The 14747-nt window shown below is 71.3% G+C and carries 14 protein-coding genes; 5 read left to right on the forward strand and 9 right to left on the reverse strand.

Translation table 11 applies throughout. From position 1 onward, the window contains the following. The first annotated feature begins 128 nt into the window (after positions 1–128). A complete protein-coding gene (locus R4I43_RS32335) occupies positions 129–1049 on the forward strand; it encodes an AEC family transporter (RefSeq protein ID WP_324269521.1) in 921 nt (306 codons plus the stop codon). Here R4I43_RS32335 and R4I43_RS32340 read toward each other — a convergent pair whose 3' ends face one another. The 4 genes from R4I43_RS32340 to R4I43_RS32355 all read right to left on the reverse strand — a co-directional run bounded on the left by R4I43_RS32340 (position 1050) and on the right by R4I43_RS32355 (position 6014). Next, a complete protein-coding gene (locus R4I43_RS32340; protein ID WP_324269522.1) occupies positions 1050–3326 on the reverse strand; it encodes a molybdopterin-dependent oxidoreductase in 2277 nt (758 codons plus the stop codon). It abuts the gene before it with no gap. Positions 3327–3384: 58 nt separating this feature from the next. Then, entirely contained in the window at positions 3385–4209 is an 825-nt protein-coding gene (locus tag R4I43_RS32345) for a hypothetical protein (protein ID WP_324269523.1), read from the reverse strand. A gap of 99 nt (positions 4210–4308) precedes the next feature. Beyond that, positions 4309–5067, reverse strand: a complete 759-nt coding sequence (locus R4I43_RS32350) for a CoA-transferase subunit beta (RefSeq protein ID WP_324269524.1) — start codon at positions 5065–5067, stop codon at positions 4309–4311. Positions 5068–5075: 8 nt separating this feature from the next. Next, entirely contained in the window at positions 5076–6014 is a 939-nt protein-coding gene (locus R4I43_RS32355) for a CoA transferase subunit A (RefSeq protein WP_324269525.1), read from the reverse strand. Positions 6015–6134: 120 nt separating this feature from the next. Here R4I43_RS32355 and R4I43_RS32360 point away from each other — a divergent pair, with 120 nt between their 5' ends. The 3 genes from R4I43_RS32360 (at position 6135) to R4I43_RS32370 (ending at position 9468) form a co-directional block, all read left to right on the forward strand. Then, positions 6135–7028 (forward strand): LysR family transcriptional regulator, encoded by an 894-nt coding sequence (locus R4I43_RS32360; RefSeq protein WP_324269551.1) that lies wholly within the window; start codon positions 6135–6137, stop codon positions 7026–7028. Positions 7029–7127: 99 nt separating this feature from the next. Continuing rightward, a complete protein-coding gene (locus tag R4I43_RS32365; RefSeq protein WP_324269526.1) occupies positions 7128–8468 on the forward strand; it encodes an MFS transporter in 1341 nt (446 codons plus the stop codon). A gap of 28 nt (positions 8469–8496) precedes the next feature. Continuing rightward, the gene (locus R4I43_RS32370) at positions 8497–9468 is read left to right on the forward strand and encodes a cyclase family protein (protein WP_324269527.1); all 972 of its coding nucleotides are present in this window, start codon (positions 8497–8499) and stop codon (positions 9466–9468) included. 134 nt (positions 9469–9602) lie between these two features. On the opposite strand, the gene R4I43_RS32375 is transcribed toward R4I43_RS32370, so the two are convergent. The 4 genes from R4I43_RS32375 to R4I43_RS32390 all read right to left on the reverse strand — a co-directional run bounded on the left by R4I43_RS32375 (position 9603) and on the right by R4I43_RS32390 (position 13232). Further along, positions 9603–10511, reverse strand: a complete 909-nt coding sequence (locus R4I43_RS32375; protein ID WP_324269528.1) for an RluA family pseudouridine synthase — start codon at positions 10509–10511, stop codon at positions 9603–9605. Between the two features lie 31 nt (positions 10512–10542). Further along, positions 10543–10707, reverse strand: coding sequence for a hypothetical protein (locus R4I43_RS32380; RefSeq protein ID WP_324269529.1), 165 nt, complete (start codon positions 10705–10707; stop codon positions 10543–10545). A gap of 132 nt (positions 10708–10839) precedes the next feature. Beyond that, a complete protein-coding gene (locus R4I43_RS32385; protein ID WP_324269530.1) occupies positions 10840–12288 on the reverse strand; it encodes an MFS transporter in 1449 nt (482 codons plus the stop codon). 17 nt (positions 12289–12305) lie between these two features. After that, on the reverse strand, positions 12306–13232 hold the full coding sequence (locus R4I43_RS32390) for a U32 family peptidase (protein ID WP_324269531.1): 927 nt from the start codon (positions 13230–13232) through the stop codon (positions 12306–12308). Between the two features lie 160 nt (positions 13233–13392). Between R4I43_RS32390 and R4I43_RS32395 the strand changes: the two genes are divergently transcribed. Further along, a complete protein-coding gene (locus R4I43_RS32395) occupies positions 13393–14154 on the forward strand; it encodes an IclR family transcriptional regulator (RefSeq protein WP_324269532.1) in 762 nt (253 codons plus the stop codon). Between the two features lies 1 nt (position 14155). Here R4I43_RS32395 and R4I43_RS32400 read toward each other — a convergent pair whose 3' ends face one another. Beyond that, positions 14156–14581, reverse strand: coding sequence for a universal stress protein (locus R4I43_RS32400; RefSeq protein ID WP_324269533.1), 426 nt, complete (start codon positions 14579–14581; stop codon positions 14156–14158). Positions 14582–14747 lie beyond the last annotated feature (166 nt).

Genomic DNA, 14747 nt, shown 5'->3' on the forward strand with positions numbered 1-14747 from the left:
GATTAGGATCGCTAACGGGTGGGCGCCCCGGCGATGCGGCCGCGATGTGCGCCGAAATCCGCGTTGGGAGAACCGCAACGGCTCGCGCGCGCCTCCACAGTGGACCGCGCGCCGGGGGTGGAGGCGTCGTGTCGGGTGTGATCCAGGGCTTCGGCGTCATCGGCGCCATCGTTCTGGTCGGGTACGTGCTGGGCCGCAGCGAGGTTCTCGGCGACAGCGGACGCGACGTGCTGGCGAAGATCTCCTTCTACGTCGGCACCCCCGCGCTGCTGCTGCAGATGCTCTCCGAATCCGACGTGCGCGTGCTGTTCTCGACCCCGCTGCTGGTCACCGCGCTGAGCACGTTCGCAGCCGCGGCCCTGTTCGTGCTGGTGGCGCTGTGGCGCCGGTGGAACATCCGGCGCACCACCATCGGCGCGCTGTGCTCCAGCTACGTCAACGCCGGCAACCTGGGCATCCCGGTCGCCGTCTACGTCCTCGGCGACGCGAGCCTGGTGGCGCCGGTGATGCTGTTCCAGCTGCTGGTGATGACCCCGATCGGCCTGACCGTGATCGACTACGCGCAGTCCGGCGAGCAGTCCTCGGCGTGGTCGCGCGTGCTGGCACCGTTCAAGAACCCCATCGTGATCTGCTCGCTGCTGGGCGTCTCGCTGTCGCTGCTGGGCTGGCGGATCCCGGGCCCGGTGTCGGAACCGCTGACCCTGCTCGGGCACCTGTCGGTGCCGACGGTGCTGCTGGCCTTCGGCATCTCGCTGCGCGGCTCGCAGCTGCCGGCCGGGGGCACCGAGCGCTGGCCGGTGCTGCTCTCGGTCGGGCTGAAGTCGTTCGTGCACCCGGTCATCGCCTGGGCCATCGGCGCCGGGCTGTTCGGCATGCACGGCGCGCCGCTGTTCGCCGCCGTGGTCATCTCGGCCCTGCCCGCCGCGCAGAACCTGTTCGTCTACGCCTCCCGCTACAAGGTCGGCGTGCGGCTGGCCCGCGAGTCGATCCTGCTCTCCACGATCCTGTCGGTGCCGGTCCTGGTCACCGTCACCGCGCTGCTGGGCTGATCACGCCGGGTGCAGCGGCGGGGGAGTGTGGGCTTGGACCTCCGGCAGCGGCCCGGTGAAGAGCTCGACGTCGACGTGCGTGCGCTGACCCGCGCAGCCCTGCGACAGGCGTGAGGCGGGCACGTCCTCGGTGAGCACGTTCGGGTTGCCGTGCGCGCACAGGTCCTGGCCGGGCCGCTGCGGGTCGGCTTGCGGATCGAACCAGGCGCCGGTGGGCAGCACCGCCACACCGGGACGCACCCGGTCGCTGATGCGGGCTCCGGCCAGGCACGCGCCCCGCTCGTTGAACACCCGCACCACCGAGCCCTCGGCGATCCCGCGCGCGGCCGCGTCGTCCGGGTGCAGCGTGATCGGCTCGCGACCGGCCACCTTGGACTCCCGGCTGACCGCCCCCACATCGCCCTGCCCGTGCAGCCGGGTCGGCGGCTGGTTGGCGATCAGGTGCAGCGGACCGCGACGCTCGCGCGGCAACCACGCGGGATGGCCGGGGCAGTCGTCGTAGCCGAAGGAATCGACCTCCGCCGAGTACAGCTCGATGCGCCCGCTGGGGGTGTGCAGCCGCTCCCGCTCCGGATCCCGGCGGAACCGCACCAGCGGCGGGTCCTCGGGGACCTCGGGCAGCCGCAGCTGACCGGCCGCCCAGAAGGAGTCGAAGTCCGGCAGCTCGTGGCCCTGGGCGAGCAGCTGCTCGCGCCACCCGTCGTAGAGGTGCTCCAACCAGCCGCGCGCGCTGCGCCCCTCGGTGAAGCGCTGCCGCACGCCGAGCCGCTCGGCCAGGCCGGCCAGGATGCTGTAGTCGTCGCGCGCCTCACCGACCGGGTCCAGCACCCGGTGCATGGCCGTCAGGTGCGTGTCGCGGCGCCCGGCGCCGAGGTCCTCGCGCTCGAGGGTGGTCGTCGCCGGGAGCACCACGTCGGCGTGCCGGGCGGTGGCCGTCCAGTGCGTCTCGTGCACCACCACGGTCTCCGGGCGCGCGAACGCGCGGCGCAGCCGGTTGAGGTCCTGGTGGTGGTGGAACGGGTTGCCGCCCGCCCAGTGGACCAGCCGGACGTCGGGGTAGGTCAGCCGCTGCCCGTCGTAGTCGAACGTCGCGCCTGGGTTGAGCAGCATGTCGGCGATGCGCGCGACCGGGATGAACGAGCGCACCGGGTTGCGCCCCTGCGACAGCGTCGGCAGCCGCAGCACCGGCCCCTCGTCGCCGACGTCGGCCATCGATCCGTAGCCGTGCCCGAAACCGCCGCCGGGCAGCCCGATCTGACCCAGCATCGCCGCCAGCGCGATGCCCGCCCACACCGGCTGCTCACCGCCCTGGGTGCGCTGCAGCGACCAGGTGACCGTCACCAGCGTGCGGCCGGTGGGCATCCGGCGGGCCAGCTCCCGGATGTCAGCGGCGTCGACACCGCAGATCCCGGCAGCCCACTCCGGCGTCTTCGGCACGCCGTCGGACTCGCCCAGCAGGTAGCCGGCGAAGACGTCGAAACCCGTGCAGCAGCGCTCCAGGAACTCGGTGTCGTGCAGGCCCTCGGTGAGCAGCGTGTGCGCCAGCGCCAGCTGCATCGCCACGTCGGTGCCCGGCTCGATCGGGTACCAGCGGCCACCGGCCGGGACGTCGTCGGCCAGCGGGCTGATCGAGGCCACCGCCATCCCGGGATCGGCCGCCGCGGCGGCGCTGGTGTGCCGGGTGACCCCGCCCGGCGACACCGACAGGTTCTTGGTGGGCAGACCGCCGAAGGCGACGATCAGATCGGTGTGCTCGCGCACCCTCGCCCAGCTGTCGGCGTAGCCGAGCACGGCCGCCGAGCTGCCCACCACGTGCGGCAGCAGCACCTGCGATGTCCCGAAGCTGTAGTTGTTCCGGGAGGCCGTGTAGCCGCCGATGGTGTTGAGGAACCGGTGCAGCTGGCTCTGGGCGTGGTGGAAGCGGCCCGCGCTGCCCCAGCCGTAGGAGCCGCCGAAGATCCCCTCGTTGCCGGACTCGTGCCGCACCCGGTCCAGCTGCGCGGCGACCAGGTCCAGCGCGGTGTCCCAGTCGACCTCCACGAACTCGTCCCGGCCGCGCCGCGAGGACGGGCCCGGACCACCGGTCAGCCAGCCGCGCCGCACTGCCGGGCGCAGCACGCGCGTGTCGTGGCGGGCGATGCCGGGCACGTTGCCGAGCAGGGGGGAGGGCGCCGGGTCGTCCGGGTGCGGGCGCACCCGGACACCGCCTCGACCGTCGGCCGCGGCCTGGTAGGCGCCCCAGTGCGCGGTCGTCGGCACCCACTGCTCGGTCGACATCCGGATCCTCCCGTGGTCGGAGGTGCTCCGACCTGCGAAATCGTGGCCGCGGACGATGTTACCGGTGCTCGGAGAACGCCACCGACGCCTCGGCGTGCACCTGGTCGGAGCGCACCGACATCGCCCCGTCCTCGCCCCCGCACACCAGCACGGGATCACCGGAGAACACCGGGCGCCGCAGCCGGTAGGACACACCGGTGATCCGGCCGCGCTCGCGGGCGAGCTCGGTCATCAGCAGCACCAGCAGCGGGCCGTGCACCACCAGGCCCGGGTAGGCCTCGACCTCCCGGCAGTAGGGCTCGTCGTAGTGGATGCGGTGGGTGTTGGCGGTCAGCGCGCTGAACCGGAACAGCCGCGTCGGCTCGCCGGTGAACCGCCGCTGCCAGGCGGCATCGGAGGAGGGGAATTCCGTGGGGCGCAGCCGGTTCGGGCTCTTGGCCTCGCTCTCCCCGCTGCGGTAGACGTAGTCGACCTCCTCGGTGATGCGCAGCTTGCCGTCCTGGTGGAACTCGCGGCGTTCGGTCACGAACGCCATCTCCCCGGATCGGCCCTGCTTGACCTTCACCTCGCCGAGCTCTGTGGTGCGCTCGGCCGGTGTTCCCAGCCGCAGCGGCTCGGCGATCGACAGCCGACCGCCGGCGAACATCCGCCGGCGATCCGGCACCGGCGGCAGGAAGTCGCCGTCGAGCGGATGCCCGTCCGGACCGAGCTCGGAGTGCGGCGGCCAGGACAGGAAGTGCACCCAGTGCCACAGCGGCGGCAGCTCGTCGACTGGTGCCGACGTCTCCAGCACGTTGGCCAGCGCCCTGGCCTGCTCCGGCGCCATCGCGTCGTGCTCGACCACCGGACGTGGACGCCAATCCCGCAGGTACGCCTCCAGCACCGAAGCCTCCTCGCCAACGACATCAAACCCGACCGGGCCATCCAAACATCCCGTGCGCCCACCGGTCACCGATCACCGCCCGCGGACACGCCGGGCCGGTCAGCGGAGGTAGACGCGGGCCGGGTCGACCTCGTCGCGGAGCATGCGCAGTTCGGCCTCGGTGGGCGGTACGACCTCCGTGAGGTCGTCGGCGACCTGCAGGTCCCAGCCGGTGGCCTCGCGGACCTGGTCGACCGTGACGCCCGGCTGCGTGGCGACCAGGCGCAGCTCCTCGCCGACGTCGTCGCGGGCCAGGATGCCGAGCTCGGTGATCACGCGGGTGACGCCCTTGCCGCGCGGGCGGATCCCGTCCGCCAACGCCCGGTCCGGGCCCGGTGAGGTGCAGAAGTCCAGCTCGGCGGTGAACGAGCGCGGGTCGTGGCGGCGCATCACCACGAACACCTCGCGCGAGTTGGCCATGACCTCCATCGCCCCGCCCGAACCGGGCAGCCGGACATCGGGGGAGTGCCAGTCGCCGATCACCGAGGAGTTGAGGCTGCCGAACCGGTCGATCTGCGCCGCGCCCAGGAACCCGACGTCGATCCGCCCGCCCTGCAGGACGTAGCCGAACAGCGCGGTCATCGGCAGCACCGCCTCCGAGTCGGTGATCAGCACCGCGTCGGCGATGGTCTCCGGCAACGTCGCCGGATGCGCGCCGCACACACCGGACTCGTAGACGATCTCCACCTCGGGGGCCACCGTCAGCTGCGCCAGCGACACCGCCAGCGTCGGCAACCCGATCCCGGCGAAAACCGTGTTCGCACCGGCGAGTTCGCGCGAGGCGACCGAGGCCAGCAGCTCCGACGACGTGATGCTCATGATCCTCCTCAAAGCCTGCGGCCGTAGTTGACCGGCTCGCTCCACGCCTCGCCGACGGCCAGGCTCGCCCAGCGCTGCTCGCCGAGCTTGGCGACGTACTCGGCGTGGTCGGCGGTGCCGCGCACCCACTCGTCCAGCCAGTCCTGCAACCGCTGCGGATCGCCGCTGATCTTCGACCACTCGCGGTAGAACTCGCCGTCGCGGTCGTAGTAGCCCTGCACGAACGCCGGGTGCGCACCGCGCGGGCACTCCACGACCGCGTCCACCGCGTGCGCGGGGATGATCGTGCGGTTGGGATCGGAGCGGATGACCTCGTCGGGCACCACTTCCTCGACGACCACGACGGCCTTGCGCGCGGCGTAGACGGCCTCGGCCTGGATGCCGGTCAGACCCCAGATCTGGGTGTTGCCCGCCCGGTCCGCGCGCTGGGCCTGCACGATCGTCACGTCCGGGGTCAGCGGCGGCACCACGTAGATCTGCTCCTCGCCGCCGTCCGGAGCCGGGTAGGGCGAGGTGACCTTGCGGATGCTGGGGTTGACCGCGGGGACATCGCTGCCGGCGTAGGAGCGCAGCGGGTAGAACGGCAGCCGCTGGGCGCCGGCCAGGTAGCGGCAGATCATGCCGTAGTGGCTGTACTCCTCGAACGCCAGCGCACCGGCCTCGACCCGCCGTCGCAGCTCACCGAGCGACCCGGCGGTGGAGTTGCCGATGAACGAGGAGATCAACCTGCTCACGCAGTCACCGGCGATGAGCTGGTCGGTGACCACGTCGGCGGTCATCCGCGCGATCGTGAGGTCCCGGCGACCCTGCCGGATGATCTCGTGCCCGGCCGCGGTGGGGATCAGGTGCGTGAAGCCCTCCAGCGACACGGTGGCGCCGTCGGTGACGAACTCCGCGATGGCATCCCGCATCGACGTGGTCTTGTCGGGCTTGCTGACCTGCGACATCGGTGCCCCCCAGGGGTTCTTCGGTTCGCCTGCGGCACAGCCTGCCACCCCGGATTGAGACCGGTCCAATACCGAATTAGTGTCAGATCAAGACCAACGGCTAATGGATCGAGGATGGCTGTGGAGCTGCGCTACCTGACCGCCTTCGTCGCGGTCGCCGAGGAACTGCACTTCGGCCGCGCCGCCAAGCGCCTGCAGATGGCCCAGCCGCCGCTGAGCCAGCAGATCAGGCAGCTGGAGAAGGAGCTCGGCGTGCGGCTGTTCGAGCGCAACACCCGCTCGGTGCGGCTGACCAACGCCGGCGAGTCGTTCCTGGAACCCGCGCGCACCGTCCTCGACGACGTCGAGATCGCCGTCGGGGCGGCCAAGGCCGCCGGACGCGGCGAGTACGGCCGCGTCACCGTCGGTTTCGCGGGCGCCTCCAGCCACGAGGCGCTGCCGGTGCTCACCCGCGCCGTCCGGGCCGCCCACCCGGGCCTGGAGCTGGTGATGCGCGGGCAGACCTACGCCGACGTCGCCCTGGCCAAGGTCGCCGACGGCACCCTGGACCTCGGCTTCGTGCGGCTCCCGGTCAACCAGCCCGGGGTGAACACCCGCGTCATCGAGGTCGAGGAGCTCATCTGCGCGCTGCCCACCGACCACCGGCTGGCCTCGCTGGAGCGCGTCCCGATCGCCGAACTCGCCGAGGAGCCGTTCGTCAGCTTCCCCTCCAACGCCGGGTCCACGCTGCGCGACGCGCTGGTGAAGGCCTGCGTCGCAGGCGGTTTCACCCCGCGCGTGGTGCAGGAGGCGCCGGACTCCTACACGATCCTCGCGCTGGTCGCGGCCGGTGTCGGGGTGACGCTGACGCTGACCTCCTGCCAGCACATCCAGCAGACCGGCCTGGTCTACCGCCGGCTCTCCGGCGAGCCGACCCGGCTGCGGGCGGCCCTGGCCTGGCGCGAGGACAACACCAACGCCGCGCTGCGCACCGTCCTCGACATCGCCGAAACCGCCCTTCCCACCCCTGATTGATCTGATCGGCGTCTCAATGGGGCGCCGATTTTGTATTGGACGTCCGCGCGTTCGGCCTGCCACGGTTGCTGCGATCAGATCGGGTTCAAGGGAGAACTGATGAGCAGCGCGCGCACGGCGAACCGTGCCGGGGTCGGAGCCTTCATCGGCTCCACCATCGAGTGGTTCGACTTCTACATCTACGGCACGGCGTCCGCGCTGGTCTTCGACAAGGTCTTCTTCCCCGAGCTCGACGGCGCCCTGGGAACCCTGGTCGCGTTCGCGACGTTCTGGGTCGGCTTCCTCGCCCGGCCGCTCGGCGGCATCATCTTCGGGCACATCGGCGACCGCCTGGGGCGCAAGAAGACCCTGGTCATCACGCTGCTGATGATGGGCATCGCCACCACCGCGATCGGCCTGCTGCCCGGCTACGCCCAGATCGGGGTGTGGGCGCCGATCCTGCTGGTGTGCATCCGGATGGTGCAGGGCATCGGCCTCGGCGGCGAGTGGGGCGGCTCGGTGCTCATCGCCTCCGAGCACGCGCCCAAGGGCAAGTCCATCCTCTACGGCGCCTTCGCCCAGCAGGGCTCGCCGGTCGGCAACACGCTGAGCACGGTGTGCTTCCTGCTGATCAGCAAGCTGCCCGAACCCGACATGCTCAGCTGGGGCTGGCGGATCCCGTTCCTGGCCTCGGCAGCGCTGGTCGTGGTGGGCTTGTTCATCCGGCTGCGGGTCACCGAATCCCCGGCGATGGAGCGGCTCATCAAGTCCGAGAAGACCGCGAAGCTGCCGGTGTGGGAGGTCGTGCGCTCGCACCCGGGACTGCTGGCGCTGGGCATCGGAGCCTGCACCATCGGCCTGTCGGCCACCTACTTCAAGTCGACCTTCGCGCTGTCCTGGGCCACCAGCGACCTCGGCTTCGCCAAGACCGACTTCCTCTCCATCATCCTGGTCGCCAACATCTCCCAGATCGTGGTGCAGCCCTTCGGCGCGGTGCTCGCCACGAAGATGCGCAGCCTGTCCCGCGCGGTGACGCTGATGCTGCTGCCCGAAGTCCTGCTGCTGCCGCTGATGTTCGTGCTCATCGCCACCGGGAACTACTGGCTGGCCATGTTCGGCGTCGCGATCGCCACCGTGCCGCACTGCCTGTACTACGCGGCGATGGCCGGCATCCTCGCCGGTCGGTTCCCGGCCGAGGTGCGCTACACCGGACTCTCGCTGTGCTACCAGCTGTGCGGCACGCTGCTGGGCGGAACCACCCCGGTGGTGGGGCAGTTCCTGCTCAGCGCGTCGGGCTCGATCAACGTCGTCATCGGCTACGCGCTGTTCCAGGTGCTGCTGACGCTGGGCTGCATGCTGTTGCTGCTGCGCCGGCCCAGCCACGACGAACGCGACAACCCGGGAGGCGAGGGTGACCGGAGCACGCTGGAACCGACGGCCGGAAGGGTCCAACTGGGGTGATTTCGGCCCCGACGACACGCTGGGCCGGATGAACATGCTGACCCCGCAACGGGTCCGCGCCGCAGTGGCCGAGGTGCGCGAGGGCATCAGCCACGCCCTGAGCCTGCCGCTGACGTTGCCCGGCGGGAACGCGTTGAACCCCAACAGGTTCCCGCCGGTGCTGCGGCCCACCCGGCGCTTCGGCGAGATCAACTTCAACTACCAGCTGCGCCGCCGGACCGAGGGCGCCACCGACGTGCTCTGCGACGACCTCGCCGTGCTGCACCTGCAGTACTCGACGCAGTGGGACTCCTTCGCCCACGCCGGCGCGCTGTTCGACGCCGACGGCGACGGAGTCCCGGAACCGGTGTTCTACAACGGCTTCCGCGCCGGCGAGGACGTCGTCGGTCCTGCCGAGCTGGCCGATTCCGGAGCCGCCGAGCTGCACGAGCGCACCACCTCCAGCGGCGGGCCGCTGGGCATCGACAACCTCGCCCGGACCGGGGTGCAGGGGCGCGGGGTGCTCATCGACCTGCACCGGCACCTCGGGCAGGAGCGCGTGGTGGTCGGCTACGACACCCTCGCCGAGATCATGGCCGCCGACTGCGTCGAGGTCGAGCAGGGCGATCTGGTGTGCCTGCACACGGGATTCGCCCAGCGGCTCATCGACATGGGCGGCGACCCGGACCCCGACGTGCTGCACGGCGCCTGCGCGGCCCTGGACGGGCGCGACGAACGCCTCCAGCAGTGGGTCACCGACACCGGCCTGGCCGCGCTGATCGCCGACAACTACGCCGTGGAGAACCTCCCGTCCACGCCGGCCGAACCTCCGGCACCGGCCCTGCCGCTGCACCACCACTGCCTGTTCAAGCTCGGCGTCCACCTCGGCGAGCTCTGGCACCTCACGCCCCTGGCAGCCGACCTCCACCGCCTCGGCCGCTCCCGCTTCCTGCTCACCGCCCCACCCCTCAACCTCCCCGGAGCAGTGGGCTCCCCAACCACCCCCGTGGCCACCCTCTGACCCAGCTCCGGGCTGGCGGGACCAATTTCGCGCGAAATTCGACCGGCCCGCACACGACTCGAATTTCGCGCGAAATTCGACGGCGTCGTGTCGGGGTCGAACTTCGCGCGAAATTCGAGTGGGTGGTTGCTCGGTCAGGGCCAGGGGGTGAGGGTGCGGCGGGAGCGGAAGTGGCGGAGTTCGCCGGTCTTCGGGTCGGTGAACTCCAGGGAGCGGGCCAGCAGCTGGAGCGGGTCGGTGAAGTCGTCGGCGGCCTTCGCGCGGACTTCCGGGTAGAGGTCGTCGCCGACGATGGGCAGGCCCAGCGAGTTGAGGTGGACGCGGAGCTGGTGCGTGCGGCCGGTGCGGGGGTGCAGCCGGTAGTGGCCCAGCCCGTCGCGGTGCTCGAGCAGTTCCACGCGCGTTTCGGCGTTCGGGGCGCCAGGCTCCTCCACGGCGGCCAGAACACCCCGGTGCTTGACGATGCGACTGCGCACGGTGCGCGGGAACACCAGCTCCGGGTCGTGCGGCGCGATCGCCTCGTAGGTCTTGTCGACCCGCCGGTCCTGGAAGAGCGACTGGTAAGCGCCGCGCAGCGCCGGGTCGACCACGAACAGCACCACCCCGGCCGTCGCCCGGTCCAGCCGGTGGGCCGGCGAGAGCTCGGGCAGGTCGAACTGCCTGCGCAGGCGGATGAGGGCGGTTTCGGTGATGTGCCCGCCGCGCGGTGTGGTGGCCAGGAAGTGCGGCTTGTCGACGACCAGGATCTCCTCGTCGCGGTGCAGGACCTCCAGTTCGAACGGCACCGGCGTCTCCGGCACCACGTCGCGGTGGAACCACACGAAACCGCCCGGCCGGAACGGCGCCTCGGGAGCCACCGGCCCGTCGTGGGTGACGAACCGCCCCGCGCCGAGCATCTCGTCGATGCGTTGCGGCGCCAGCTTGGGGATGCGCTCGACGAGGAAGTCCCGCACCGTCGCCCACCGCCCGTCGGTGGGCAGGTGCAGCCGGACCGGGTCCAGGCCGTCGCGCTGGGGCAGTGGTGAGCGGAGCTTGCGGCGCATCGTCCGCCCAGCATAGCCAGCGGTCAGCGGCTCACCCCAGCAGCTTGGCGAGGAACCAGCCGACGCGGCTCACCTTGCGGATCCGGGGGTTGCCCTCGATGCCGTGGATCTCCCACTGCTGGCCGCACTCCGGGCACCGCCACAACCCGATCTGGGTGGGGACATCGCACGGATGACCGCGCCGACCTCGTCTCATGCCTCGATCTCATCACATCCGCGGTGCGCGGGGAGGTGAACAGATCTGACTGAAACGGTGACTTTGTGCCTTACCGCCCGTGCTCGAGGATCCGTAGCTTCAACCGCGTGACTCAGACACGAGGCGTTCGAATCAGTCGCGGCACTCGCAGGCAGGGTCCTGGCACGCGTGGTTGAGACCGGGCAGGGGAGGGGTCTCGACCCGATCCCCGCGCCCGATGGTCACGGCCGCCAGCACTCCGCCCACGGCGCACATGCCGGCGGAGATGTGCATGGCAGTCGCGAAACCCGTGCCCAGCGGCGCGCCCTCGCCGGTACCGGCCAGCCCGGCCACCACCGGCAGCACCGCCACGGCCAGCAACCCCGCTAGGCGTGAGACCGCGTTGTTCACCCCGGACGCGACCCCGCCGCGCTCCGGCCCGACCGAGCCCAGCACGGCCGCCGTCAGCGGCGCGACCGTGATCGACAACCCCAGCCCGAACACCAGCACTCCCGGCAGCACCCCACCGAGGTAGCTCGCCCCGAGCTGCGCGCGGGTGAGCAGCACCAGCCCCGCGGCGCAGGCGAACGGGCCGACGGTCATCGGGATGCGCGGACCGGTCCGCTGCGCCAGCGCCCCCACCCGGCCGGACAGCAGCAGCATGATGACCGTGATCGGCAGCGTCGCGATGCCGGCGTTGAGAGCCGAGTAGCCCATCGTCTGCTGCAGCTGCAGCGACAGCAGGAACAACGCGCCGCTCAGCGCCGCGTACACCGCCAACGTCACCAGGTTCGCGCCGGTGAACTGCGAGGACCGCAGCAGCGCCAGCGGCAGCAGCGGCGCGGGGTGCCGGGCCTCCAGCAGCGGGAACACCACGAGCGCGGTGACTCCCACCACCGCAGCCGTGGTGGAGATCGGGTCCCAGCCCGCGCTCGGCACCTCGATGAGCGCGTACACCGTCCCGGCGAGCCCGATCGTGACCGCGAGCGCGCCACCGAGGTCCAAGCGCCCGGTCAGGTTCGGGTCCCGCGACTCGGGAACGTGCCGCAGCGCCAGCAGCGCGGCGAAGGCGATCGGGACGTTGATGAAGAACACCCACCGCCACGACGCCGCGTCGACCAGCCAGCCGCCGACGAACGGCCCGACGGCCGAGGACACCCCGGTCAGCCCGGCCCAGCGCCCGACGGCCTCGCCGCGGTCGGCGGGATCGATGGCGGCGTTGATCAGCGCCAGGCTGCCCGGCACCAGCAGCGCCCCGCCCACGCCCTGGGCCAGCCGGGCGACGATCAGCGCCTCGCCGTTGGGCGCCAGCCCGCACCCCAGCGAGGCGAGCGTGAACACCACCAGCCCGACGGTGAACACCCGGCGGCGCCCGTAGCGGTCGCCCAGCGCGCCGCCGAGCAGCAGCAGCGCGCTGAGCGTGAGCAGGTAGGCGTCGAGGACCCACTGCAGCACGCGCAGGCCCCCGCCGACGTCGCGGCCGATGGCCGGCAGGGCCACGTTGACCACCGAACCGTCCAGGAACGCCACCCCGGATCCCAGGATGGTGGCCACCAGGATCCAGCGGCCGGAGGTGGAGCGGAGCGCGACGGCGGTGGGCACGCGCCGACGATAGGCCGCTACCCGGCGGCGGGCACGGCCAGCCCTTCGGCTGGCAGCGCGGAGGCCTTGGCCTCGGGGGCGTAGCGCTGCAGCAACCCCAGGCCCAGCTGGGCACGGCGCACCCGCTCGCGTCCGAGCGCGACGGCGGTGGGGGTGAGGTGGCTGCCGCTGGGGTAGATGTTCGGCGCGTTGCGCAGCCCGAACTTGACGTAGACCGGGGCGGCGACGCGCACGATCTCGGCGATCTCGAAGTGGCGGACGAACCCGCCCATGTCGTCGGGCGCCTCGACGTAGACGTCCAGCGGCAGGTCGGTGGCCGCGCGGATGGCCGCCAGCTGCCCGAGGCCGAGGTCGGTGGGCACGTTGTAGGTGTCGGCGCCCAGGTCCTCGGCGATGCGCACGGAGGCGGGGTTGGCCAGCCCCATCTGGACGCTGATCTTGAACTGCAGGTCGGCGGGCAGGTCACCGGCCTCGCGCATCGCCGCGGCGACCTTGAGCACGCCCAGGTCGGTGATCAGCACGCTGCGGATGCCGGATTCGGCGGTGCGGCGGATGTCCTCCAGCACGTGCACCAGCTGCTCGGTGCCGCGGGCCTGCGCGGCGACCGGCGCGCCGCCGGAGGAGACCGCCATCGCGCTGGTGTCCCATCCGGCCAGCGGTCGGGCGAACAGGCTCAGCTCGATCGAACGCGCGGCCGCGGTGGTGGACATCGCGGCGAGCTCGTCGTCGGTGAGCAGCATCCCGCCGCTGCCCTGGGAGATCCGGTGCACCAGCACGCCGCGCGCGTCGGCCTCGGCCAGCACCGCGTCGAGGACCTCGGGGCCCTCGGTGCTGGGGATCTCCACGCGGTACTGGGCGCCGTCGGGAAATCTCTTCTCGCTGGTGGCCGCCGTGTCGTCGGTGGGCAGACCCAGGGATCGCAGGAAGTCGCGTGTCTGGCGCACCTGAAGCATCTCCGTTCGACATTCCGAACAACGTTCGCAGAATCGTATGATCCAAGCGAAGTCGAGGTCAAGGAAACGGTTCCACCTCGATCGAAATCAGGTACGATGTTCGAAATATCGGTCAACCCGTGGTTGGCCCGACGTGGAAGGAGTGGCGGCGTTGGCACGAGCGGTACCGGCGGTGGAACGGGCGTTCGACGTGCTCGAACTGTTCCTGGAGGCCGACGAACTCAGCGCTCCCGAGATCACCGCGCAGCTCGGACTGCCGCGCACCACGGTGCACGAACTGGTCGGCACGCTCAACGAGCGGGGCTACCTGATGCCCACCGGGCGCGCCACCAACAAGTACCGCCTGGGCGTGCGCAGCTTCCAACTGGGGTCGGCCTACGCCGAACGGCTGGACCTGGCCCGCGAAGGCCAGCTGGTGTCCGAGGAGATCGCCGAGCGCTGCCAGGAGACGGTCCACGTCGGCGTGCGCGAAGGCGCCGACGTCCTCTACGTCTCCAAGGTCGACAGCAGCCACCCGGTGCGGATGGTTTCCGCGGTCGGCCGCAGGCTCCCGGCGCACTGCACCGCTCTGGGCAAGACGCTGCTGGCCGCGCTGCCCCGCGCCGAGGTCGACGAGATCTACAGCGGCCACAAGCTCGACGCGATGACCGCGCACAGCATCACCAACCGCAAGACGCTGCGCAAAGAGCTCGACGAGATCGCCGAGGACGGCGTGGCCCGCGAGTACTGCGAGTCCAACGAGTCGGTGGCGTGCGTGGCCGCCCCGGTGCGCGACACCAGCGGCGAGGTCATCGCCGCGATGAGCATCTCGGTGCCGATCCTGCGCTGGAACGACGAGACCGAAGCCGCGCTGCGCGACCTGGTCCGCGAGGGCGCCACCGCGTTGTCCGAAAGGCTCGGCCACACCGGCTGATTCAGTGCCGGACGATGACCACCGGGCACTTGGCGTGCAGGGCCGAGCGCTGGCTGACCGAGCCCAGCAGGGCGCCGTAGAAGCTGCCGTGGCCCCTGCTGCCGACGACCAGCAGGTCGGCCTCGGCGGAGGCGTCGATGAGGGCTTGTGCCGCGTGGCCGTGCACCAGCTCCCGCTCGATGGTCACCTCCGGCGTGACCTGCTGGAACTCATCGACGGTGTCGTTCAGGCACTGCCGTGCCGAGTCCTCGAAGTCGTCCGGTGGCATCGGCCCGCCCTCCCAGGAGTAGAAGGCGGGGAACTCCCAGGCGCTGATCGCCCGCACCGTCGAACCGGTGAGCTTGGCCTGCTTGAGCGCCCAGCGCATCGCGCACTTCGAGGGTTCCGATCCGTCCACGCCGACGACGATCCTGCCGTGGTCCGTCATGACGACCTCCCGGGTTGGCCCTGCCCCTCATGGAAGTACGCGCAGCTGATCCCGTCCAGTCGGGCAGCGCAACGCGGCGTGTCGGATCGAGGCGTCCCCTAACCGATCACACGAACGGGTTTAGGGGTGGGGAATCCGTTGTGATCGTCGATCTCGGTCGGTTACC

The organism is Saccharopolyspora mangrovi, from assembly GCF_035320975.1.
In the GTDB taxonomy this organism is placed as follows: domain Bacteria; phylum Actinomycetota; class Actinomycetes; order Mycobacteriales; family Pseudonocardiaceae; genus Saccharopolyspora; species Saccharopolyspora mangrovi.